Annotated in this window: 20 protein-coding genes; 14 read left to right on the forward strand and 6 right to left on the reverse strand. The window is 67.2% G+C overall.

Going from position 1 to position 20,444, the window contains the following annotated elements; genetic code table 11:
* Nucleotides 1–81 precede the first annotated feature (81 nt).
* From AX676_RS00115 to AX676_RS00125, 3 genes are all read left to right on the forward strand, one after another.
* Nucleotides 82–1,401, forward strand: a complete 1,320-nt coding sequence (locus AX676_RS00115) for a cystathionine gamma-synthase family protein (RefSeq protein WP_066480496.1) — start codon at nt 82–84, stop codon at nt 1,399–1,401.
* Between the two features lie 243 nt (nt 1,402–1,644).
* A complete protein-coding gene (locus AX676_RS00120) occupies nt 1,645–2,661 on the forward strand; it encodes an adenosine deaminase (protein ID WP_066480493.1) in 1,017 nt (338 codons plus the stop codon).
* Nucleotides 2,661–3,176, forward strand: a complete 516-nt coding sequence (locus tag AX676_RS00125) for a phosphoribosyltransferase (protein WP_066480490.1) — start codon at nt 2,661–2,663, stop codon at nt 3,174–3,176. The genes AX676_RS00120 and AX676_RS00125 overlap by 1 nt, the downstream gene beginning before the upstream one ends.
* 314 nt (nt 3,177–3,490) lie before the next feature.
* Here AX676_RS00125 and AX676_RS00130 read toward each other — a convergent pair whose 3' ends face one another.
* Nucleotides 3,491–4,657, reverse strand: a complete 1,167-nt coding sequence (locus AX676_RS00130; RefSeq protein ID WP_066544020.1) for a UDP-N-acetylglucosamine 1-carboxyvinyltransferase — start codon at nt 4,655–4,657, stop codon at nt 3,491–3,493.
* A gap of 142 nt (nt 4,658–4,799) precedes the next feature.
* Here AX676_RS00130 and AX676_RS00135 point away from each other — a divergent pair, with 142 nt between their 5' ends.
* The gene (locus AX676_RS00135; protein ID WP_231726027.1) at nt 4,800–5,540 is read left to right on the forward strand and encodes a Crp/Fnr family transcriptional regulator; all 741 of its coding nucleotides are present in this window, start codon (nt 4,800–4,802) and stop codon (nt 5,538–5,540) included.
* Nucleotides 5,541–5,551: 11 nt separating this feature from the next.
* Here AX676_RS00135 and clpS read toward each other — a convergent pair whose 3' ends face one another.
* Nucleotides 5,552–5,908, reverse strand: coding sequence for an ATP-dependent Clp protease adapter ClpS (clpS, locus tag AX676_RS00140; RefSeq protein WP_066480632.1), 357 nt, complete (start codon nt 5,906–5,908; stop codon nt 5,552–5,554).
* A 422-nt stretch (nt 5,909–6,330) separates the two neighbouring features.
* Between clpS and AX676_RS00145 the strand changes: the two genes are divergently transcribed.
* Nucleotides 6,331–6,813: a hypothetical protein gene (locus AX676_RS00145; RefSeq protein WP_156437757.1), complete on the forward strand. Its 483-nt coding sequence runs from the start codon at nt 6,331–6,333 to the stop codon at nt 6,811–6,813.
* Nucleotides 6,814–6,926: 113 nt separating this feature from the next.
* Here AX676_RS00145 and AX676_RS18185 read toward each other — a convergent pair whose 3' ends face one another.
* Nucleotides 6,927–7,361: a phasin family protein gene (locus AX676_RS18185; protein ID WP_231726511.1), complete on the reverse strand. Its 435-nt coding sequence runs from the start codon at nt 7,359–7,361 to the stop codon at nt 6,927–6,929.
* 61 nt (nt 7,362–7,422) lie between these two features.
* On the opposite strand from AX676_RS18185, the gene AX676_RS18190 reads away from it, so the two are divergent.
* Complete coding sequence (locus AX676_RS18190; protein ID WP_231726512.1) at nt 7,423–7,773, forward strand: hypothetical protein; 351 nt, start codon at nt 7,423–7,425, stop codon at nt 7,771–7,773.
* 169 nt (nt 7,774–7,942) lie between these two features.
* On the opposite strand, the gene AX676_RS00155 is transcribed toward AX676_RS18190, so the two are convergent.
* On the reverse strand, nt 7,943–9,667 hold the full coding sequence (locus AX676_RS00155; protein WP_066480485.1) for a PHA/PHB synthase family protein: 1,725 nt from the start codon (nt 9,665–9,667) through the stop codon (nt 7,943–7,945).
* 170 nt (nt 9,668–9,837) lie between these two features.
* Here AX676_RS00155 and AX676_RS00160 point away from each other — a divergent pair, with 170 nt between their 5' ends.
* Nucleotides 9,838–11,046 (forward strand): LL-diaminopimelate aminotransferase, encoded by a 1,209-nt coding sequence (locus tag AX676_RS00160; RefSeq protein ID WP_066480630.1) that lies wholly within the window; start codon nt 9,838–9,840, stop codon nt 11,044–11,046.
* Between the two features lie 140 nt (nt 11,047–11,186).
* Nucleotides 11,187–11,618: an acyl-CoA thioesterase gene (locus AX676_RS00165; RefSeq protein WP_066480484.1), complete on the forward strand. Its 432-nt coding sequence runs from the start codon at nt 11,187–11,189 to the stop codon at nt 11,616–11,618.
* 114 nt (nt 11,619–11,732) lie between these two features.
* On the opposite strand, the gene AX676_RS00170 is transcribed toward AX676_RS00165, so the two are convergent.
* A complete protein-coding gene (locus tag AX676_RS00170) occupies nt 11,733–12,215 on the reverse strand; it encodes a winged helix-turn-helix transcriptional regulator (RefSeq protein WP_066480483.1) in 483 nt (160 codons plus the stop codon).
* 158 nt (nt 12,216–12,373) lie between these two features.
* Between AX676_RS00170 and AX676_RS00175 the strand changes: the two genes are divergently transcribed.
* The 4 genes from AX676_RS00175 (at nt 12,374) to AX676_RS00190 (ending at nt 16,949) form a co-directional block, all read left to right on the forward strand.
* Nucleotides 12,374–12,676, forward strand: coding sequence for a CC_3452 family protein (locus AX676_RS00175; protein ID WP_082730969.1), 303 nt, complete (start codon nt 12,374–12,376; stop codon nt 12,674–12,676).
* Between the two features lie 70 nt (nt 12,677–12,746).
* The gene (locus AX676_RS00180; protein ID WP_066480480.1) at nt 12,747–14,834 is read left to right on the forward strand and encodes a RelA/SpoT family protein; all 2,088 of its coding nucleotides are present in this window, start codon (nt 12,747–12,749) and stop codon (nt 14,832–14,834) included.
* A 51-nt stretch (nt 14,835–14,885) separates the two neighbouring features.
* Entirely contained in the window at nt 14,886–15,287 is a 402-nt protein-coding gene (locus tag AX676_RS00185; protein WP_066480628.1) for an acyl-CoA thioesterase, read from the forward strand.
* 123 nt (nt 15,288–15,410) lie between these two features.
* Complete coding sequence (locus AX676_RS00190; RefSeq protein ID WP_082730966.1) at nt 15,411–16,949, forward strand: S1C family serine protease; 1,539 nt, start codon at nt 15,411–15,413, stop codon at nt 16,947–16,949.
* Nucleotides 16,950–16,958: 9 nt separating this feature from the next.
* Here the strand turns inward: AX676_RS00190 and ada are convergent, their stop codons facing one another.
* Nucleotides 16,959–17,990, reverse strand: coding sequence for a bifunctional DNA-binding transcriptional regulator/O6-methylguanine-DNA methyltransferase Ada (gene ada, locus AX676_RS00195; protein WP_066480624.1), 1,032 nt, complete (start codon nt 17,988–17,990; stop codon nt 16,959–16,961).
* A 236-nt stretch (nt 17,991–18,226) separates the two neighbouring features.
* Between ada and AX676_RS00200 the strand changes: the two genes are divergently transcribed.
* Entirely contained in the window at nt 18,227–18,781 is a 555-nt protein-coding gene (locus tag AX676_RS00200) for a F0F1 ATP synthase subunit delta (RefSeq protein ID WP_066480479.1), read from the forward strand.
* Nucleotides 18,782–18,791: 10 nt separating this feature from the next.
* Entirely contained in the window at nt 18,792–20,321 is a 1,530-nt protein-coding gene (gene atpA / locus AX676_RS00205) for a F0F1 ATP synthase subunit alpha (RefSeq protein WP_066480477.1), read from the forward strand.
* The last annotated feature ends 123 nt before the right edge of the window (nt 20,322–20,444 follow it).

The raw sequence follows: 20,444 nt of genomic DNA on the forward strand, positions 1-20,444 counted from the left end.
TCCCCCACCCGGCAATCATCGGGTAGAGCCGGCGCATTGGCCCGCATCAGACGGGCGACCTGCTGCCGGAGTTTCTTCCCGATGACCAAACCCACCGAAGCCGAGCTGACCGGCGTCACCCCGCGCCGCCGCCCCAAGCCCGACATCGTCGAACTGGGCGGGCGCAAGCTCAAGCCCTCGACGCTGATGATGGGGCATGGCTTCGATCCCGCATTGTCGGAGGGCGCGCTGAAGCCGCCGATCTTCGCCACCTCGACTTTCGTTTTTCCGAACGCTGCCGCCGGCAAGCGCCATTTCGAGGGCGTGACCGGCAAGCGGCCCGGCGGGGCCGAGGGCCTTGTCTATTCGCGCTTCAACGGTCCCAATCAGGAAATCCTGGAGGACCGGCTGGGCGTGTGGGAAGAGGCCGAGGACGCGCTCGCTTTCTCCTCCGGCATGTCGGCGATCGCGACCCTGTTTCTGTCGATGGTCCGCCCCGGCGACACCATCGTCCATTCCGGGCCGCTCTATGCCGCGACCGAGACGCTGATCGCGCGTATCCTGGGCCGCTTCGGCGTGCACTGGCTCGACTTCCCCGCCGGGGCGACGCGCGAGGAAATCGACGCGGTGCTGGGCAAGGCAGCATCGGGCCGCGTCGCGCTGATCTACCTTGAAAGCCCGGCCAATCCGACCAACGCGCTGGTCGATGTCGAGGCGGTCGCCGCCAGCCGTGACGCGATCTTCGCCAATGCGGCCGAAAAGCCGCCGATCGCGATCGACAACACCTTCCTCGGCCCGCTGTGGCACCAGCCGCTGAAGCACGGCGCCGACATCGTCGTCTATTCGCTGACCAAATATGCCGGCGGCCATTCGGACCTCGTTGCGGGCGGCGTGCTGGGCAGCAAGGCGCACATCGACACCATCCGGCTGATGCGCAACACGATCGGCACGATCTGTGACCCCAACACCGCCTGGATGCTGCTGCGCAGCCTGGAGACGCTGGAACTGCGCATGAGCCGCGCGGGCGAGAATGCGGCAAAGGTCTGCGCGTTCCTGCGCGACCATCCGAAGGTCGAGCGCGTCGGCTATCTCGGTTTCCTCGAGGGCGGTGCGGATGCGCGTCAGGCCGACATCTATCGCCGCCACTGCACGGGCGCGGGCTCGACCTTTTCGCTCTACCTCAAGGGCGGCGAGGCGGAGGCGTTCGCCTTCCTCGACGCGCTCAAGATCGCCAAGCTGGCCGTGTCGCTGGGCGGGACGGAGACGCTGGCAAGCCACCCGGCCGGGATGACGCACCTGTCGGTGCCCGCCGAGCGCAAGCAGGCGCTGGGCATCACCGACAATCTCGTCCGCATCTCGATCGGGGTCGAGGATGCCGACGACCTGATCGCCGATTTCGACCAGGCGCTGACCGCGGTGTGAGCGGGCTGGGGGAGCCGCGCGGAGGCGTTTCGCGCGGAGCCGCGGCGAAATTGCGCGGGAACAGGCACGTCGCCCCGGCGCAGGCCGGGGCCGCTGGCAATGTTCGCGCAACGAACGATCTACGCTCTGGCGCGACAGGTTCAATTCGGCCAGCGGCCCCGGTCTGCGCCGGGGCGACGGCTTGGCATCTGTCCTGCTCCACCGCCATTTGACGCCCCCGCCGCGATGCAGCACAGTCGCTGCATGTCCGATCTCGACGCTTTCATCGCCGGCCTTCCCAAGGCCGAACTGCACCTGCATATCGAGGGGAGCCTCGAGCCCGAGCTGATGTTCGAACTCGCCGCGCGCAACGGTGTGGCAATCCCGTTCGCCAGCGTGGAGGAGGTGCGCGCCGCCTACAGCTTCACCCGGCTCCAGGACTTTCTCGACATCTATTACCAGGGCGCGGGCGTGCTGATCACCGAGCGTGATTTCCACGACCTGGCGATGGCCTATTTCGACCGGGTGGCGCGCGACGGCGTCGTCCATGCCGAGCTGATGTTCGATCCCCAGACGCACACCGCGCGCGGTATCGCGTTCGACACGGTAATTCGCGGGCTGCTGTCCGCCTGTGCCGAGGCGCAGGCAACGCACGGCATCACGTCACGCCTGATCCTGTGCTTCCTGCGCCATCTCGACGAGGCGGATGCGTTCGTGACGCTCGAACAGGCGAAGCCGTGGCTGTCGCACATCGCCGCCGTGGGCCTCGACTCGTCGGAGCTGGGTCACCCGCCGGAGAAGTTTGCGCGCGTCTTCGCCGCCGCCGCAGGACTCGGCCTCAAGCGCGTCGCCCATGCCGGCGAGGAAGGGCCACCCGATTATGTCCGCCAGGCGCTCGACCTGCTCCACATCGACCGGCTGGACCATGGCAATCGCAGCCTCGAAGACGCTGAACTGGTCGAGCGGCTGGCGCGCGACGGCATGACGCTGACCGTCTGTCCCTTGTCCAACCACAAGCTCTGCGTCGTCGACCGGCTGGAGGATCATCCGATCGACCGGATGCTCGCCGCCGGCCTCCGCGCCACGATCAATTCCGACGATCCGGCCTATTTCGGCGGCTATGTCGCCGATAATTACCGCGCGGTGGCCGAAGCGCGCGGGCTCGACCGTGCCGCGCTCGTCCAGCTCGCCCGCAACAGCTTCACCGGCAGCTTCCTCGACCCCGCGGACGTCGACCGCCATCTCGCCGCGATCGACGCCTATGCATCGGCGCACGCCTGATGCCTGTTTTCACGCCCATCCCGCATGACGAGTTCGCCGCGCTGGTCCGCACGCTGGCGAACGCGCTGATGACGGGCGACTGGCGACCCGACTTCATCATCGGCATCGGCCGGGGCGGGCTCGCCCCCGGGGTCTATCTCAGCCACGCGACGGGCCTCGCCACGCTGTCAGTCGATTATTCGTCGAAGGTCGAGGATTTTTCCGAAGCCCCGCTCGACCGGCTGGCGGCACGCACCCGCGAGGGCGAGACGCTGCTGTTCCTCGACGACATCAATGACACGGGCGGGACGATCGCCCGGCTGCGCGCGCGGCTGGCCGCCAAGGGGGCGGTGATGGACCATGTGCGCTTCGCCACCCTGCTCGACAATATCCGCTCCGGCCAGCGCGTCGAATATGCCGCCCGCACCATCGACCGCGCGGTGACCAAGGACTGGTTCATCTTCCCGTGGGAAGCGATGGCCCCCGACAGCGTGATCGCCCAGGACGCCGCCGAAGTGCCGGAGCGGACGGCGTAGGCCAGAAGGTCAATCGCGCGAAGGCGCGAAGGCGCGAAGGGGAGGTTCACGCGGAGACGCGGAGACGGGGATCGCGCAAAGGCGTGGTCGAACGCATATCCATCTGCGTCGCCCCGGCGTAGGCCGGGGCCTCTGGGTTATCCGGGATCGAACCTCACTGCCCGCAGGCGGGCGCATAAATGGCTAAAGGCCCCGGCCTACGCCGGGGCGACGCACGGAATTTCAGCGTCTCGGCGTCCTCTGCGCCTCCGCGAGAAAAACCCCTTCGCGCGTTTACGCCTTCGCGCGATTACCCTTATCCGCCGGCCGGGCGTTCACCCATCGCCAACCCGCTCGATGTCCGCACCGACCGCCTGGAGCTTTTCCTCCAGCCGCTCATAGCCGCGGTCGAGGTGATAGACGCGGCTGACCTGGGTCTCACCCTCCGCCGCCAATCCCGCAAGGATCAGGCTCATCGACGCGCGCAAATCCGTCGCCATCACCGGCGCACCCACCAGCCGGTCGACGCCGCGCACCACCGCCGAGCGTCCCTTGACCGTAATGTCCGCGCCCATCCGCGCCAGCTCGGGCACGTGCATGTAGCGGTTCTCGAAAATCGTTTCGGTCAGCACGCTGGCACCCTTGCCCTTGCAAAGCATCGCCATGAACTGCGCCTGCATGTCGGTGGCGAACCCCGGATAGGGCGCGGTCGACAGCGTCAGCGGCCCGATGCCGTTGCTGGCGGCGACATGCAACGCATCGCCGCGCGGCTCCACCGTCACGCCCGCCTCGACCAGCGCGGCGATGGTTGCGCGCATGTCCGCGGCCTCCGCCCCGACCAGGTCGAGCGCGCCGCCGGTGATTGCGGCGGCACAGGCATAGCTGCCCGCTTCGATCCGGTCGGGCATGACGCGATAGGTCGCACCGTGCAGCCGGTCGCGCCCCTCGATCTCCAGCGTCTCCGTCCCGATGCCGCTGATCGACGCGCCCATCGCGACCAGGCAGCGGCACAGGTCGACAATCTCCGGCTCGCGCGCGGCGTTCTCGATCACCGACCCGCCGCTGGCGGTCACGGCGGCCATCAGCGCATTTTCGGTCGCGCCGACCGACACGATCGGAAAGGTGCCGATCGCGCAGCCGCCGGGCAGCGACACCGTCGCCTCCCCCGCACGTCCGACCAGCGGCCCCAGCACCAGGATCGACGCGCGCATCTTGCGCACGATGTCGTAGGGCGCGACGGTCGATGTCAGCCGCGCCGCGCGCATCGTCATCACCCGCCCGAAATCGGTCGGGTGCGCGCCCTCGACCATGGTCGACACGCCCAGCTGGTTGAGCAGGTGGCCGAAACCGTCGACGTCGGCGAGCCGCGGCAGGTTGCGCAGCGTCAGCGGCTCGTCGGTCAGCAGCGCGCAGGGCATCAGCGTGAGCGCCGCGTTCTTTGCGCCCGAAATGGCGATTCGGCCGGTCAGGCGGTTGCCGCCGCGGATGAGGATACGGTCCATCGCGGGGTTACTAAAGAATGTGCGGGACGACACAAGAGCACGGTCGATCTTGTCACATTCGCGACGGGCGTCTGGCGATTAACCCACTTTAATGCGACGATCGCGAACCAATGCTTTTGCGAAGCGAAAAGAGGGGGCGTTTGTGGCGGCTTCGGGGAGTTGTTTCGCGGAAGTGCTGGGGAATCTCGTCGCACTCACGCCGGGCGAGCGCACCGCGCTCGAGCGGCTGGAGGAGCATCGTCGCGACATCCGGCGCGGCGCGTTCGTGCAGCGCGAGAACGAGCCGAGCGCCGAGATGTTCGTGCTGCGCAAGGGGCTGATGATGAGCTACGCCCTGATGTCGGACGGCAGCCGCCAGATCCTGCGCTTCTTCTTTCCGGGCGACGTGCTCGGCGTGTCGGCGATGATCTATGACACCGCGCCGGAAAGCATCTGCGCACTCTCCGACTGCGTCGTCTGCCCGTTCGAGCGGGCGGCGCTGTCGGCTTTGGTCGCCTCGCATCCCCGGCTCGCCGCGCTCCTGCTCGTCGTCAACCAGGTCGAGCGCGTCGCGCTGACCGACCGACTGGCGATGCTCGGCCGCACCTCGGCCAAGGCACGGGTCGGCGCGCTCCTGCTCGAATGGCGCAATCGGATGCGCACGACCGATTCGTCGATCGGCGACAGCTTCACGCTCGCCTTGACCCAGGAGGAGATCGGCGACGCGACCGGGCTGACCTCGGTTCACGTCAACCGGATGCTGCGTCAGCTGGAGCGCGAGGGGTTGATCGCGCGCGAGGGCAGTCGCGTCACCTTGCGTGATGCCGCCGCGCTGGCCGATGCGTCGGATTATGTCGACCGGTACCAGGGCCTGCGGCTCGACTGGCTGCCCGACCCGAACTGAAGGTCAGCCGATCAGGCCTTTTCGAGCGTGCACTGCAGCGGGTGCTGGTTCTGTCGGGCGAAATCGATCACCTGGCTGACCTTGGTCTCGGCGACTTCGTAGCTGAACACGCCGCACACCCCGACGCCGCGCTGGTGAACGTGGAGCATCACGCGGGTCGCCTCCTCCATGTCCATGCGGAAGAACCGCTGGAGGACGAGGACGACAAACTCCATCGGCGTATAATCGTCGTTGAGCATCAGGACGCGGTAGGGTGTCGGCTTCTTGGTCTTGGCGCGCGTGCGCGTGGCGACACCCAATGAGTTGCCGCCGCCCTCATCGTCCTTGTCTTCGGCCATCGAAATGGGGGTCGGGAGATGCTCTGCCATCGTTGGCACAAAATATGGCATCGACCCGGCCAAGGGCAAGGGGCAAGCGCCGCCGAAAAATGCCGGCCGGGGCTAGAAACGGGCATGCGCGCCGGGATTCGTCCAATGCCAGGCCCGCCGTGCAGCACCTAAATCATCGCCGCCTCGAAATCGCCGCCTCGAAACTGCGGATATCTGCCTGGCCCGCATCCAGAGCACCGCGGTTCGCATCCGGACCGATTCGCCCGCCTCTTCGCGCGACTTTGCGCTGAAGCAGCCCGCACGGTGGCGCGAACCATTGCTGAGGCGTGGCGGAGCCGGCGACCGAACAAAATGCCACCCGCACAGCTTTGGACAAAGGGTCGAGCCTGTGCGCGGCGCCGACAATCACCGCGCCATTCTAAAAGAATGCCCGACCGCGCCTCGGCTATGCCCGCGCCATGATGCGAACGCGCCTTCTGACCCTCGCGGCCCTCGCCACCCTGTCCTGCGCCACCTCGCCCCGGCCGGCGACGGCTCAGGCGCGCGTCGTCGATGATGCGGGCCGGCATCACCTGTCGGTCATCGCGGGCGCGACGATCCTCGACGAAGACGAAAGCGACAGCGCCTTCACGCTGGGGCTCGATTACGAATATCGGGTAAGCGAGCGCATCGGGCTGGGTGCGGTGGCGGAGCGTGCCTTCGGGCCACTCGATTCGACCACATTGCTCGCGACCGCCGACATCCATCTGTGGCGGGGGCTGGCCATCCAGACTGGCCCCGGCGTCGAATTCGCCGAGGGCGCGACGGCGTTCGTCGTCCGGCTCGGCGCGCTCTACGAATTCGAACTGGGCGGCGGTTTCACCCTGTCACCGCAGGCGCATTATGACTTTTCGGACGCCGAGGATGCGGTGGTGCTGGGGGTCGCAGTCGGACACGCCTTTTAGGGCGATCCGCCCGGCCGGGCGCGGGATGCCGCGCATCACGCACGCCGCCAAAAAAAGGGGCGGCCGCATCGCGCGACCGCCCCTCATTTTACGCTACGCTTTCGCGCGAATGATCAGGCCGCGACCTTGATCTTCTCGGCGGCGACCGCAACGCGGCTCGAGATCGGCTGGGCGGCGTCGCCGGCCAGCTTCAGCATCGCTTCGGTGTGCTTCGACGCTTCGGCGACATAGGTGTCGAACGAGGTGCGGAAGAAGTCGCTCTGGACCTTCATGAATTCGGTCGGCGACTTGGCGGCGGCCAGCGACTTCATCATCGCGCTCGCCTGCTCGAACGACTTGCGGCTGAACTCGGCGGCTTCCTGGCCCAGCGTTTCCATGCCCTTGGCGGCGATGCGGGTCGATTCGACGACCGCTTCGACATTGCCCTTGGCCAGCTCGTTCATTTCCTCGACCAGCTTGGCGTTCTTTTCCATAGCCTGCTTGGCGCGGTCGTTCATGTCGGTGAACATGGTCTGGGTCTTGTGCATGGTGTTTTCGATGGTGGTCATGATGGTGCGTTCCTTCTCAACGGACTTTTCGGGGGTGGCGGTTTCCGCCGGATGATCTGATGTGCCGACCGCAATCGCCGGAATCGACGCCGAGGCCGCAGCCTCGACCGGCGGGTTGACGACCGGAGCCGGCGACGCTGCCTTGGGCAGCGCCGTCGGGGTGACGGGCTTCGCGGACACGGGCGCCTTGACCGGCGCCTCGATCTTGGCCGCGGCGACCGGCGGCACCGGCTTGGCGGCAACAGGCGCAGGCTTGGCGACCTTGGCCATCGGCGCGGGCGCCGGAGCCTTCGGCGCCGCGGGCGCGACCGGCGTTGACGCGACCGCGGGCGGGGCCTTTGCCGGGTTAGCCGGCGCCGTCGTCTTCACCGCGCTCGTCACCGGCTTGCCGGCACCGGCAGCCGGCTTCTGACTGGCGGACTTCTTGCCACCTTGGTCTGGACCCTTGCTCGCCATCTCGACTCCTGAAAGTTACGGACACACGTCGCTGCGGCGCAGCATATAGCGTGGCACTTCCGGCTTCGCAAGGGTTTATTGTGCAGTGCAACAATGTTAAATTGCTGCAATCTAACCTGTTGGGATCATCTAGCTTTCACGTACATCCCCGGCGCGTCGTCGAGTGCGGGCAGGCGTCCCTTGCCGGGTATGCGCGCCTTTGCCACCGCAACATGATTCGGCGCCTGGGCGGCGATCCATTCGATCCAGTCGGGCCACCAGCTCCCCTTGGTCTCGACCGCGCCGGCGACGAAATCGTCGAGCGTTTCGGTCGGGTTCGGGTTGAGCCAGTACTGGTATTTGCCCGAAGCAGGCGGGTTGACCACGCCGGCGATGTGCCCCGATCCCGCCAGCACGAAACGGACCGGACCCTTCAGGTGCGTCTGCAGCTTCCACACGCTGGCGGCGGGTGCGATATGGTCCTCGCGACCCGCCTGGATATAGGTCGGTGTCGCGATCCGCGATAGGTCGATCGGCGTGCCGTTGATCTCCAGCGCGCCCGGCACCACCAGCCGGTTGTCGCGATACAGGTCGGTCAGATAGCTGAGGTGCCAGCGCGCCGGCAGGTTGGTGACGTCGGCGTTCCAGTGCAGCAGGTCGAAGGGCGGATAGTCGTCGCCGAGCAGGTAATTGTTGGTGACATAGTTCCAGATCAACTCGCGCCCGCGCAGCAGGTTGAACGTCGCGGCCAGATAGCGCCCGTCCAGATAGCCGTCGGTTGCCGCGGACTGGATCATCCGCAATTGCTCGTCATCGACGAACAGGCTCAGCTCGCCGGCTTCGCTGAAATCGACCTGCGCGGTGAAATAGGTTGCGGACCTGACCTTCTCCGCCTCGCCGCGCGCGGCCAGCACCGCGAGCGTCGCCGCCAGCGTCGTGCCCGCCACGCAATAACCGATGGTGTGGACGCCCGGCACGCCCAGCAGTTCGCGCACCGTGTCGATCGCGTCGATCTGCCCCTGCTCGACATAATCGGCCCAGGTCACATCCTTCATCGACGCGTCGGCCGACTTCCACGACACGACGAACACCGTCAGCCCCTGGTCGACAGCCCATTTGATGAAGCTCTTTTCGGGCGTGAGGTCGAGGATGTAGTAGCGGTTAATCCACGGCGGAAAGATGACGAGCGGCGTCTCGAACACCGTTTCGGTGGTGGGCGAATACTGGATGAGCTCATAGAGCGGCGTGCGCTTGACGACCTTGCCCGGGGTGACCGCGATGTTGCGGCCAAGCTCGAACGCGGTCGCGTCGGTATGCGTCACCTGCCCGCGCGCCAGGTCGGCGAGCATGTTGCCGAGCCCCTTCAGCAGGTTCTCGCCGCGCGTCTCGATGATCCGCTCGATCACCACCGGGTTGGTCGCGGGAAAGTTGGTCGGGCTGATCGCGTCGATCAGGCCCTTGGTGGCAAAACGCACCTGCTCCTTCTGCTTGCCCTCAATGCCCGGCAGCGCCTCGACATTCTTGAGCAGGTGGTCGGCGATCAGGAAATAGCTCTGGCGCAGAAAGTCGAACAGCGGGTCCTCGCGCCATTGCGGTGCCTTGAACCGCTTGTCGCGCGCCTGTTCCGGCGTCTCCTCGAACGCAGGCGCGCGGCCGGGGTCGAGGAAACGTTGCCACAGCCGCATCGAATCCGCCCAGAAATCGGCGCTGGCGCGCGCGAACGCGGTCGGATCGGTCATCGCGGACAGCGGCGTCGTGCTCATCGTGTAATGCCCATGCTCCAGCATCATCTGCTGCGCGCGGCCGAGCACATAGGTCCAGTGCTGCAGGTCCTCCAGCGTGGTGCTGGTCTTGGGTTCGTTGTCCGCCATCGGCCTTGCCTCTCACGCTTTTTTGCCACCTTACCCCGTCGGATCCGTTTCGTCAGCCATTGCGCGCGTCAGGATATTTCGCATTTCCGGCCAATTGCGTTCAAAGATGATTCCACGCGCCGGCACGATCGCGTAAAGCGACGATCCGTATTTCGAAGCAGAGCAGGATGATGTCCGACGAATTCTACCGCATGAAGCGCCTTCCGCCCTATGTCATCGCCGAAGTGAATGCGATGCGGGCAGCGGCGCGCGCAGGCGGTGAGGACATCATCGACCTGGGCATGGGCAACCCCGACCTGCCGCCGCCTGCCCACGTCATCGACAAGCTGATCGAGGTCGCGCAGAAGCCCGACGCGCACGGCTATTCGCAGTCGAAGGGCATCCCCGGACTTCGCCGTGCTCAGGCCAATTATTACGGCCGCCGCTTCGGGGTCGAGCTCGACCCCGAGCGCGAGGTCGTGGTGACGATGGGGTCGAAGGAGGGGCTGGCGAGCCTCGCCACCGCGATCACCGCGCCGGGCGACGTCGTGCTGGCGCCCAACCCCAGCTATCCCATCCATACCTTCGGCTTCATCCTGGCCGGTGCCACGATCCGCGCGGTGCCGACCACGCCCGACGAACGCTATTTTGAAAGCCTGGAACGCGCGATGGCGTTCACCGTGCCGCGGCCGAGCGTGCTGGTGGTCAATTATCCTTCCAACCCGACCGCCGAAACGGTCGACCTCGCCTTTTACGAGCGGCTGGTCGCGTTCGCGAAGGACCAGGGGCTGTGGATCCTCTCCGACCTGGCCTATTCCGAGCTTTACTATGACGGCCATCCAACCCCGTCGATCCTGCAGGTCAAGGGCGGCAAGGATGTCGCGGTCGAATTCACCTCGCTCAGCAAGACCTACAGCATGGCCGGCTGGCGGATCGGATTTGCGGTCGGCAATGCCCGGCTGATCGCGGCGATGACGCGGGTGAAATCCTATCTCGACTATGGCGCGTTCACGCCAATCCAAGCGGCGGCGTGCGCGGCGCTCAACGGGCCGCAGGACATCGTCGAGGCCAATCGCCTGCTCTATCACAAGCGCCGCGACGTGCTGGTCGAAAGCTTCGGGCGCGCCGGCTGGGACATCCCGCCGCCGCGCGCGTCGATGTTCGCCTGGGCCCCCCTGCCCCCGGCACTTGCGCATCTGGGCAGCCTGGAGTTCTCCAAGCAGCTGCTCACCCACGCCAAGGTCGCGGTCGCACCGGGCGTCGGCTATGGCGAGAATGGCGAGGGTTACGTTCGCATCGCGATGGTCGAGAACGAACAGCGGCTGCGCCAGGCGGCGCGCAACGTGCGCAAATATCTCCAGTCGATGGGGGTCAACACCCCGGCCGCCAACGCGGGATGAGGCGCGGCGCGTAATCGGTCGAGGGTCCCATCCTCCGCCGGGACGACGCCCAGATTTCGTCGCCCCGGCGGAGGCCGGGGCCTCTCACCACTCTGGGTGCCCCTTGTCTCAGCGCCCGGGCTGCGCCACTGCCGCGCACCATGACCCGTCCCGGCTTCGCCTTCTCCACCCGCTTTCGCGTCCGTTATGCCGAGATCGACGGGCAGAGGATCGTCTTCAACTCGCGCTACCTCGAATATGCCGATGTCGCGGTCACCGAGTTCTGGCGCTGGAGCGGCATGGACGCGCTCGGGCCGGTCTGGACCGAGGCCGAGTTCAACGTCGTGCAGGCGACCGTCCAGTACAAAGCGCCCTTCCGCTACGACGACATGATCGAGGCGTGGGTGCGCATCGACCGCATCGGCAATTCCAGCATGACGACGCGCGTCGAGCTGGTCCACGCCGATACGGGTGCGCTGCATACGGTGATCGAGATCGTCAGCGCGCATGTCGATCTGGCCGCCGGCCGCGCAACGCCGATCCCGGACGAAGTGCGTGCGGCGCTGATGGCGTTGGACACCCGGGTGGCTTGAGCGATCTGCGTTTCTCGACTTCGCTCGAAACGAGCGGGGGAGTGCATCTAAAGGCTGGTAACGGCTCACTCGCCACCGACCGTTCGTTTCGAGCGAAGTCGAGAAACGGAGGTGCTAAAGCCCGCCCCGCCCGTTCACGTCGTCGGGAAGCGCCCAGAGCAGGTCTTCCTTGCTGAGCACCCGGCCGTCATGCGCGTGGACTGCGACCGGTGCGATCGGTTTCATATCCCGGCTGTCGACCAGGATCGGCGTCGCGGGCGTGCCGGTTTCCCACCGCTCGCCCCATTGCCGCAGCGCGACCATGGTCGGCAGCAGCGCAAAGCCCTTTTCGGTCAGGCAATAGGCGATCTTGCGCCGGTCCTCGGGCAGCGCGTGGCGCTCGAGAATGCCGTGACCGACCAGCCGGGCCAGCCGGTTGGCCAGGATGTTGCGGGCGATGCCCAGTTCCGACTGATATTCCTCGAAATGATGCAGGCCGTTGAAGGCCGCGCGCAGGATCAGGAACGACCAGCGTTCACCCATCGCCTCAAGCGCCGCCGGCAGGCTGCAGTTATTGGCGAGCTCGCGGAGCGGCTCGCGCAATCCGGAATGACCCATAGCCCTCTATTCTATCCGCTTTTGGCGCGGGATGAAAACAACAAAGACACTGCATCGCAGCAAAAGTTTCTACTTGCAACTTATATCGCGAGGCTTTAACGACATCGTTGTAAGTAGCGAATCGAAACTTTCTTCCCCAGCCGTCGATGGAGGTCCTCATGCGTCATCTGCTCGCTCTCACGCTTGCCGGTTCGGCCCTGGTGCTCGGCGCCACCCCGGCGCTCGCCAAGTCCTATTACACCGCCACTCCCGCCGTCGCGCCGACGGAGGCGAGCTTCGTCACCCGCTCGGTTGTGTGGAAGTGCGACGGGGCGACCTGCGCCGCGCCGAAGGCCGGCAATCGTGACCAGGTCATGTGCGAACTGGCGGCCAAGGAAATGGGCCAGCTCGCCAGCTTCACCGCCAACGGCTCGGCGTTCGACGCCGCCGCGATGGAAAAGTGCAACGCGCGCGCCAAGTAATTCGCGCGGCGGCCACGCAACCGCAAAAACAAATATTGCAAAGCAGCGGCACCCGGCCAATCTTGGCCGGGTGTTGCGCCAATATGAACTGGTCGAACGGGTAAAGGGCTATGATCCGTCTGCGGACGAGGCCCTGCTCAACCGCGCCTATGTCTTTTCGATGCAGGCGCATGGCAGCCAGAAGCGCGCCAGCGGCGATCCCTATTTCAGCCATCCGATCGAGGTGGCGGGCATCCTGACCGATCTTCATCTCGATGACGAGACGATCGCGACCGCGATCCTGCACGACACCATCGAGGACACGGTCGCCACGCCGGAAGAGATCCTGAGCAAGTTCGGCCCCGCCGTCGCGCGCATGGTCGACGGCGTGACCAAGCTCAGCAAGATCGAGGCGCAGACCGAAAGCGAGCGCGCGGCCGAAAATCTGCGCAAGTTCCTGCTCGCCATGTCGGACGACATCCGCGTGCTGCTGGTCAAGCTTGCCGACCGGCTGCACAACATGCGCACGCTCCATCACATCAAGAACGAGGAAAAGCGACGCCGCATCGCGCGTGAGACGATGGACATCTATGCCCCGCTCGCCGAGCGGATCGGCATGTACGAGTTCATGAAGGAGATGCAGACGCTCGCCTTTCAGCAGCTCGAACCCGAAGCGTATGAGTCGGTCACCCGCCGGCTCGAATCGCTCAAGCAGGACGGCGGCGACAAGATCGCGAAGATTGCGAGCGGCCTCGGGTCGCTGCTGTCGCGCGGCGGCATCGAGGCGGAGGTGTCGGGACGCGAGAAGCACCCCTATTCGATCTGGCGCAAGATGTCCGAGCGTCACATCAGCCTCGAGCAGCTGTCCGATATCATGGCGTTCCGCGCGATCGTGGCGACCGAGGAGGAATGCTATCGCGCGCTCGGCGTCATCCACCGCCGCTGGCCGATGGTGCCCGGCCGGTTCAAGGACTATATCTCGACGCCCAAGCGAAACGGCTACCGGTCACTCCATTCCAGCATCATCCATGCCGGCGACACGCGGATCGAGGTGCAGATCCGCACGCGCGAGATGCACGCCCAGGCCGAATACGGGCTGGCCGCGCACTGGGCGTACAAGCAGGACGCGGTCCGCCCCGATACCCAGGTCCGCTGGATCCGCGACCTCATCGAGATCCTTGAGAATGCCGAAAGTCCGGAAGAGCTGATCGAGCATACCAAGATGGCGATGTACCAGGATCGCATCTTCGCCTTCACGCCGAAGGGCGAGCTGATCCAGCTGCCCAAGGGCGCGACCCCGATCGATTTCGCCTATGCCGTCCATACCGACCTTGGCGACCAGGCGGTGGGGGCCAAGATCAACGGCCGCGTCGTGCCGCTGCGCGAGGAGATCGCCAATGGCGACCAGGTCCAGATCCTGCGGTCTAAGGCGCAGCGCCCGCGGGAGAACTGGCTGAACTTCGCGATCACCGGCAAGGCGCGCGCCGCGATCCGCCGGCACCTGCGGCACAAGGAACGCGACGAGCGGGTCGCGCTCGGCCGCAAGCTCTACGACGACATCGTCGACCGCCTGCCCGCCAAGCTCGGCGACGATGCGCTGGCGGATGCGCTCAGGCGGCTCAAGGTCGCCGACGACACCGCGTTGATGGAGGCCATCGCCCGCCAGAAATGGGATGACGCGACCATCATGGAGGCGCTGATGCCCGGTTCGGCGAGCGGTGCCGATGCCGGTGTCCCGCCGCAGCGTCACGCAATCATCATCAAGGGGCTGACGCCGGGCGTCGCCTTCAACCTTGCCGACTGCTGCCGCCCGGTGCCCGGCGACCGCATCGTCGGCATCCGCCGCCCCGGCGAGGGGATCGAGGTCCATGCCATCGACTGCCATGTGCTGAGCGACATGAGCGACGCCGACTGGGTCGACCTGAACTGGGGCGACAAGGCGGAAGGCGGCGTGGCGCGGATCAACGTCACGCTGAAGAACGAACCCGGCGCGTTGGGGACAGTGGCGACCATCATCGGCCAGCACAAGGCCAACATCCTCGGCCTGCGCATGGACAATCGCGATACCACCTTCCACACCAACACGATCGACGTGGAGGTCCGCGATTCAACGCATCTGATGCGGCTGATCGCCGGGCTGCGCGCGGTCGACGCGGTCAGCGAGGTCGAACGGAGCTGATTTCCCGCTAACCCGATTGACACCTTTGTCCGGCAGGGTCATGCCATGGACATGCCCGAAATTGCGGTTCCCCACCGGCACAGCGTCTCGATCGCCCCCGGCGACATCGACCATATGGGTCATGTCAACAATGCGGTGTATCTGAGCTGGGTGCAGGACGCGGTCGTCGCCTATTGGGAAAAGGTCGCGCCGGCGGAGGAAGTGGCCCGCCACCTCTGGGTCGCGCTCAAGCACGAAATCACCTATCGCCGCCCGGCTTTCCTCGAAGACGACGTGATCGCCACCGTGATCGCGGAGCGGGTCGAGGGCGCACGCGCCTTCTTCACCACGGTCATTCGCCGCGGCGAGGAGGTGCTGGCCGAAGTGCAGAGCAGCTGGTGTGCGCTCGACGCCTCGACCCGCCGTCCGATCCGCGTCGCCAAGGACATCGTCCGCCGCTTCATCGCGGAGTGACGGGCCCCGTGCGGGCGCATGCCCGGCCGGACGAAGACGCGAACGCCCGATATGCCCCTGCGACCGCTTGAACCGCGGCGCGCTTTGCCCGAAAGCGGCGACGGGGACGGGTCGGAGGATCGAATGTCGCGCTGCTATGCCTGGATCGTTGCGGGGGCATTATGCCTGGCGGGGCTATTCGCCGCGCCGCCGGCGCGCGCCGACGACATCTCCGCGGCGGGGCGCGGGGTGGTGCGCATCGTCACGATCGCGGTCATGGACGACGAAGTCGTCGGCTTCGGTCACGGCAGCGGCTTTGCCGTCGCGCCCAATCGGATTGTCACCAACGCCCATGTCGTGGAGGCCGCCGCGCGCTATCCCGGCAATGTCGTCATCGGCGTGGTGCCGTCGGAAGGCGACAAGTCGTTCCAGGGCCGGCTGATCGCGGTCGATCCGGAGCGCGACCTGGCACTGATCGAATTCGACGGTCCCGGACTGCCCCCGCTCACCCTGTTCACCGGCCCGCCCGGCGACGGCAGCGAGGCGGTGGCGCTCGGCTATCCGGGCAATGTCGACCTTGCCACCGCCCGGTCGGCGGCCGACTTCATCACGCCGGTCAGTCCGGTGCGGACCCAGGGCAATTTTTCCGGGCTGCGCACGCTCGCGGGGACGATGGTGATCCTGCACACCGCGAACATCGCGCGCGGCAATTCGGGGGGCCCGCTGCTCGACCGCTGCGGCCGGGTGCTGGGCGTCAACTCGGCGCTGACCCGCGCCGACGATGGCGATGCCGGTTTCGGCTTCGCCGTCGCCAACAGCGAGCTTACCGGGTTCCTGCGCGGCGCGGGGCAGAAGGTGGCGACCGTGGCGAGCACGTGCGTCGGCATCGAGGAGCAGCTGGCCCAGACCCGCGACGCCGATGCGCGCGCCGCCGCCGAGGCGATTGCGGCCGAGCGCGCGCGCCTGTCGCGCGCCGCGTCGGAGCGCGAGGCGGCCATCGAGGAAGCGCGCGCCAGCAACGAGGAAGTGCGCGAGAACTTCATCGCGGGCGCGGCGGTGCTGCTCGTGCTGGGCGCGATGGCGGTCGGCGGTGCCGGCCTGCTCGAGACGCGCGGCCGCCGCCGCCCGGCGATCTGGAGTGCGGCGGGCGGCGGCGTGCTGATGATCGGCGCGGTCGCGCTGTTCCTGCTGCGCCCCGATTTCGACGCGTCGGCCGCGGTGCCCGAGCCGGCGGAACCCGCGCCGGCCCCCGTCGCGGCGACGCCGCAGGGACGGCTGGTCTGCACGCTCCAGCCCGAACGCAGCCGGGTGACCGTCTCGACCAGCGGCGACGTCGAACTCGACTGGCGCGAGGATGGCTGCGTCAACGGCCGCACCCAGTATGTCCGCGCCGGCACCGGCTGGCAGCGGGTGCTGGTACCCGATGAGGAGCAGACCGTCTCGGTGCTCGATTTCACCCCGGCAAGCGGCGTCTATGTCAACACCCGCTATCTGCTGAGCGCGGCACAGATGGCGGAGGCGCGCCGGCTGCGCGGCGCGCGCGACGGCCGGCAATGCGACGGCGATGCCGGTGCGCAGTCCGCGCTCGCCGATTCACAAAACGCGATCCGCGCCGCGCTGCCGCCGTTGCCCAACGAAAAGCTGGTCTATGCCTGCAAGCCTGCACCGGCAGGGGCGCGCTGAACCCGGGCGTCAGCCGCGCTCGCGTTCGAGCAGCGTTTCCTTGCGCTTGAGGCCATAGGCATAGCCGCCCAGCGTCCCGTCGCTGCGCAGCGCGCGATGGCACGGGATAAGCACCGCGACCTGATTGGCCCCACAGGCCGATCCTGCGGCACGCACCGCGTTGGGATTGCCGGCGGCGGCGGCGATCTGGGCATAGGTGCGCGTCTCGCCCGGCGGCACGTCGCGCAGCGCCTGCCACACCGCTTCCTGAAACGCGGTGCCGCGAACGTCGATCGGCAGGTCGACATGCCGGCCGGGCTGTTCGACCATCGCGACCACGCGAGTGACCAGCTCCGCCAGCGCCTGACCGCCGGGCACCAGTTCGGCATTCGGGAAACGCGCGGCGAGTGCGGTGCCGTCCTCGTCGAACGACACGCGACAGATGCCGCGATCGGTCGCGGCGACCAGCAACGGCCCCAGGCTCGTCGGCGCCACCGTCCAGCGTATGGTGACGCCCGCGCCGCCGCGCTTCCATGCGCTCGGCGTCATGCCCAGCCGCGCCTGCGCGGTCTCGTAGAAGCGGCTGGGCGCGGAATAGCCCGCCTCGTAGATGGCGTCGGTCACGCGGTCCTCCTCGGCAAGTGCGGCGGTCATGCGGCGCGCGCGAAGCCCGCGGGCATAGGCCGCGGGCGTCACGCCGGTCGCGCGCTTGAACACGCGGTGGAAATGGTGGGGCGCATAGCCGACCCGCCCCGCCAGCGCGTCGAGCGACAGCGCGTCTTCCGCCGCCTCGATCAGGTCGATGGCGCGGGCGACCGCGACGCGCTCGCGCCCGACCTCATCGGGTTTGCAGCGCAGACAGGCGCGGAAACCGGCGGCTCGCGCGGCATCGGCATCGGGATACAGCCGGACATGCTCGCGGCGCGGGTGGCGCGCCGGGCAACTCGGCTTGCAATAGATGCCGGTCGTGGTGACCGCGATGATGACGCGGCCGTCCCAGGCGCGGTCGCGCCGTTCGAACGCGGCCATCGCCTGATCGGGATCGGGAAGGATCGTGGACATGCAGACCTGATATAGCGCCGCACCGGCCCCGCCGTCCCGCCAATTGCGATCAAAGCGATTTGGCGCGCAGCGATGCCGCGTCGCGCCGCCCGGGACGGCGTCGGCACGCCGCCAGCGCCCCGCTTGCATCGCGGCGAACCCGATGCTAACCGCGCCGCGACCCATTAGAGGGCGCCCGACCGGCGCCCCCTTTCCCCATGGGACCAACCCGATCCCTTAAGAGGAACCCGCGACCCGTGGATATTTCCGGCGGTATTCAGGCAACGATCAGCGGACGTTACGCCATCGCACTGTTCGAGCTTGCGCGCGAGGCGAAGGCGATCGACGCGGTCGAATCCGACCTGGATCGGGTGCGTCAGGGGCTGCGCGAATCGGATATGCTGCGCCGGCTGGTCACCAGCCCGGTGGTCGGGCGCACCGAAGCCGGCCGCGCGATCGCGGCGGCCGCCGACGCGCTGGCGCTCGGCGAGATCACGCGCAACCTGCTGGGCGTGCTCGCCCAGAACCGCCGCCTCGGCGAGCTGGAGCGGGTCGTGCGCGACTTCCGCATGCTGGCCGCGCGCCATCGCGGCGAGACGACGGCCGAAGTCGTCTCCGCCCACCCCCTTGCCCCGGCCCAGGTCGACGCGCTGAAGCAGCAGCTGCGCGCCCGCACCGGCCGCGACGTCACCGTCGACCTGTCGGTCGACCCCGCGCTGCTCGGCGGCCTGGTCGTCCGCATCGGCAGCCAGATGATCGACAGCTCGATCCGCACCCGTTTGAACGCACTCGCGCACGCGATGAAAGGTTAAGGCACTCGCAATGGATATCCGCGCCGCAGAAATCTCGAAGGTCATCAAGGACCAGATCGCCAGCTTCGGCACCGAAGCCCAGGTTTCCGAAACCGGTCAGGTGCTGTCGGTCGGCGACGGCATCGCCCGCATCCACGGCCTGGACAATGTCCAGGCCGGCGAGATGGTCGAGTTCGCCAACGGCATCCAGGGCATGGCGCTCAACCTCGAAGCCGACAATGTCGGCGTCGTGATCTTCGGGTCGGACAGCGAGATCAAGGAAGGCGACGTCGTCAAGCGCACCGGCACCATCGTCGACGTGCCGGTCGGTCGCGGCCTGCTCGGCCGCGTCGTCGACGCGCTCGGCAACCCGATCGACGGCAAGGGCCCGATCGTCGCCGACCAGCGCAGCCGCGTAGAGGTCAAGGCACCCGGCATCATCCCGCGCACCTCGGTGCACGAGCCGATGCAGACGGGCCTAAAGGCGCTGGATGCGCTCGTCCCCGTCGGCCGCGGCCAGCGCGAGCTGATCATCGGCGACCGCCAGACCGGCAAGACCGCCGTCGCCATCGACACTTTCATCAACCAGAAGGAAGCGAACAAGGGCGACGACGAATCCAAGAAGCTCTACTGCATCTATGTCGCGATCGGCCAGAAGCGTTCGACCGTCGCGCAGATCGTCCGCCAGCTCGAGGAATCGGGCGCGATGGAATATTCGATCGTCGTCGCCGCGACCGCGTCGGAGCCCGCGCCGCTCCAGTTCCTCGCGCCCTACACCGGCTGCGCGATGGGCGAGTTCTTCCGCGACAACGGCATGCACGCGGTCATCGTCTATGACGATCTGTCCAAGCAGGCGGTCGCCTATCGCCAGATGTCGCTGCTGCTGCGCCGCCCGCCGGGCCGCGAAGCCTATCCCGGCGACGTGTTCTACCTGCACAGCCGCCTGCTCGAGCGCGCGGCCAAGATGGGCAAGGACCATGGCTCGGGTTCGCTGACCGCGCTGCCGATCATCGAAACCCAGGCGGGTGACGTGTCGGCGTACATTCCGACCAACGTGATCTCGATCACCGACGGCCAGATCTTCCTCGAAACCGACCTGTTCTTCGCGGGCATCCGCCCCGCGATCAACGTCGGCCTGTCGGTCAGCCGGGTGGGATCGGCCGCGCAGACCAAGGCGATGAAGAAGGTCGCCGGCTCGATCAAGCTGGAGCTGGCGCAGTACCGCGAAATGGCGGCTTTCGCCCAGTTCGGCTCCGACCTCGACGCCTCGACCCAGAAGCTGCTCAACCGCGGCGCGCGCCTGACCGAGCTGCTCAAGCAGGCGCAGTTCAACCCGATGCCGTTCGAGGAACAGGTCGTGTCGATCTTCGCGGGCACCCAGGGCTATCTGGACGCGGTCGCGGTGCAGGACGTCGTCCGCTACGAAGCCGCGATGTTGAGCGCGATGCGCTCGCAATACGCCGACGTGCTCGGCGCGATCCGCGACAGCAAGGACCTGTCGGACGACACCAAGGCGAAGCTGAAGGACGCGCTGACTGCGTTCGGCAAGACGTTCGCGTGATTTGAAAGCCCTCTTCCCCACGGGGAGAGGGTTGGGAGAGGGGCCGCCACAGGCACCACCCTCTCCAACTTCGACTAGCCGGCACGCCGGCAAGTCTTCGTATCCTCCCCCTCCAGGGGGAGG

The sequence above is a fragment of the Sphingomonas sp. CCH21-G11 genome, assembly GCF_001555965.1.
GTDB lineage: Bacteria > Pseudomonadota > Alphaproteobacteria > Sphingomonadales > Sphingomonadaceae > Sphingomonas.

Bases quoted from the DNA above. Each gene is read 5' to 3' on its own strand.
- ada (WP_066480624.1), bottom strand. From the start codon at position 17,990: ATGTCCACGATCCTTCCCGATCCCGATCAGGCGATGGCCGCGTTCGAA.
- AX676_RS00115 (WP_066480496.1), top strand. From the start codon at position 82: ATGACCAAACCCACCGAAGCCGAGCTGACCGGCGTCACCCCGCGCCGC.
- AX676_RS00185 (WP_066480628.1), top strand. From the start codon at position 14,886: ATGCCCGAAATTGCGGTTCCCCACCGGCACAGCGTCTCGATCGCCCCC.
- AX676_RS00190 (WP_082730966.1), top strand. From the start codon at position 15,411: ATGTCGCGCTGCTATGCCTGGATCGTTGCGGGGGCATTATGCCTGGCG.
- AX676_RS00125 (WP_066480490.1), top strand. From the start codon at position 2,661: ATGCCTGTTTTCACGCCCATCCCGCATGACGAGTTCGCCGCGCTGGTC.
- AX676_RS00145 (WP_156437757.1), top strand. From the start codon at position 6,331: ATGCGAACGCGCCTTCTGACCCTCGCGGCCCTCGCCACCCTGTCCTGC.
- atpA (WP_066480477.1), top strand. From the start codon at position 18,792: ATGGATATCCGCGCCGCAGAAATCTCGAAGGTCATCAAGGACCAGATC.
- AX676_RS00175 (WP_082730969.1), top strand. From the start codon at position 12,374: ATGCGTCATCTGCTCGCTCTCACGCTTGCCGGTTCGGCCCTGGTGCTC.
- clpS (WP_066480632.1), bottom strand. From the start codon at position 5,908: ATGGCAGAGCATCTCCCGACCCCCATTTCGATGGCCGAAGACAAGGAC.
- AX676_RS00170 (WP_066480483.1), bottom strand. From the start codon at position 12,215: ATGGGTCATTCCGGATTGCGCGAGCCGCTCCGCGAGCTCGCCAATAAC.
- AX676_RS00165 (WP_066480484.1), top strand. From the start codon at position 11,187: ATGACCCGTCCCGGCTTCGCCTTCTCCACCCGCTTTCGCGTCCGTTAT.
- AX676_RS00155 (WP_066480485.1), bottom strand. From the start codon at position 9,667: ATGGCGGACAACGAACCCAAGACCAGCACCACGCTGGAGGACCTGCAG.
- AX676_RS00160 (WP_066480630.1), top strand. From the start codon at position 9,838: ATGTCCGACGAATTCTACCGCATGAAGCGCCTTCCGCCCTATGTCATC.
- AX676_RS00130 (WP_066544020.1), bottom strand. From the start codon at position 4,657: ATGGACCGTATCCTCATCCGCGGCGGCAACCGCCTGACCGGCCGAATC.
- AX676_RS18185 (WP_231726511.1), bottom strand. From the start codon at position 7,361: ATGACCACCATCGAAAACACCATGCACAAGACCCAGACCATGTTCACC.
- AX676_RS00120 (WP_066480493.1), top strand. From the start codon at position 1,645: ATGTCCGATCTCGACGCTTTCATCGCCGGCCTTCCCAAGGCCGAACTG.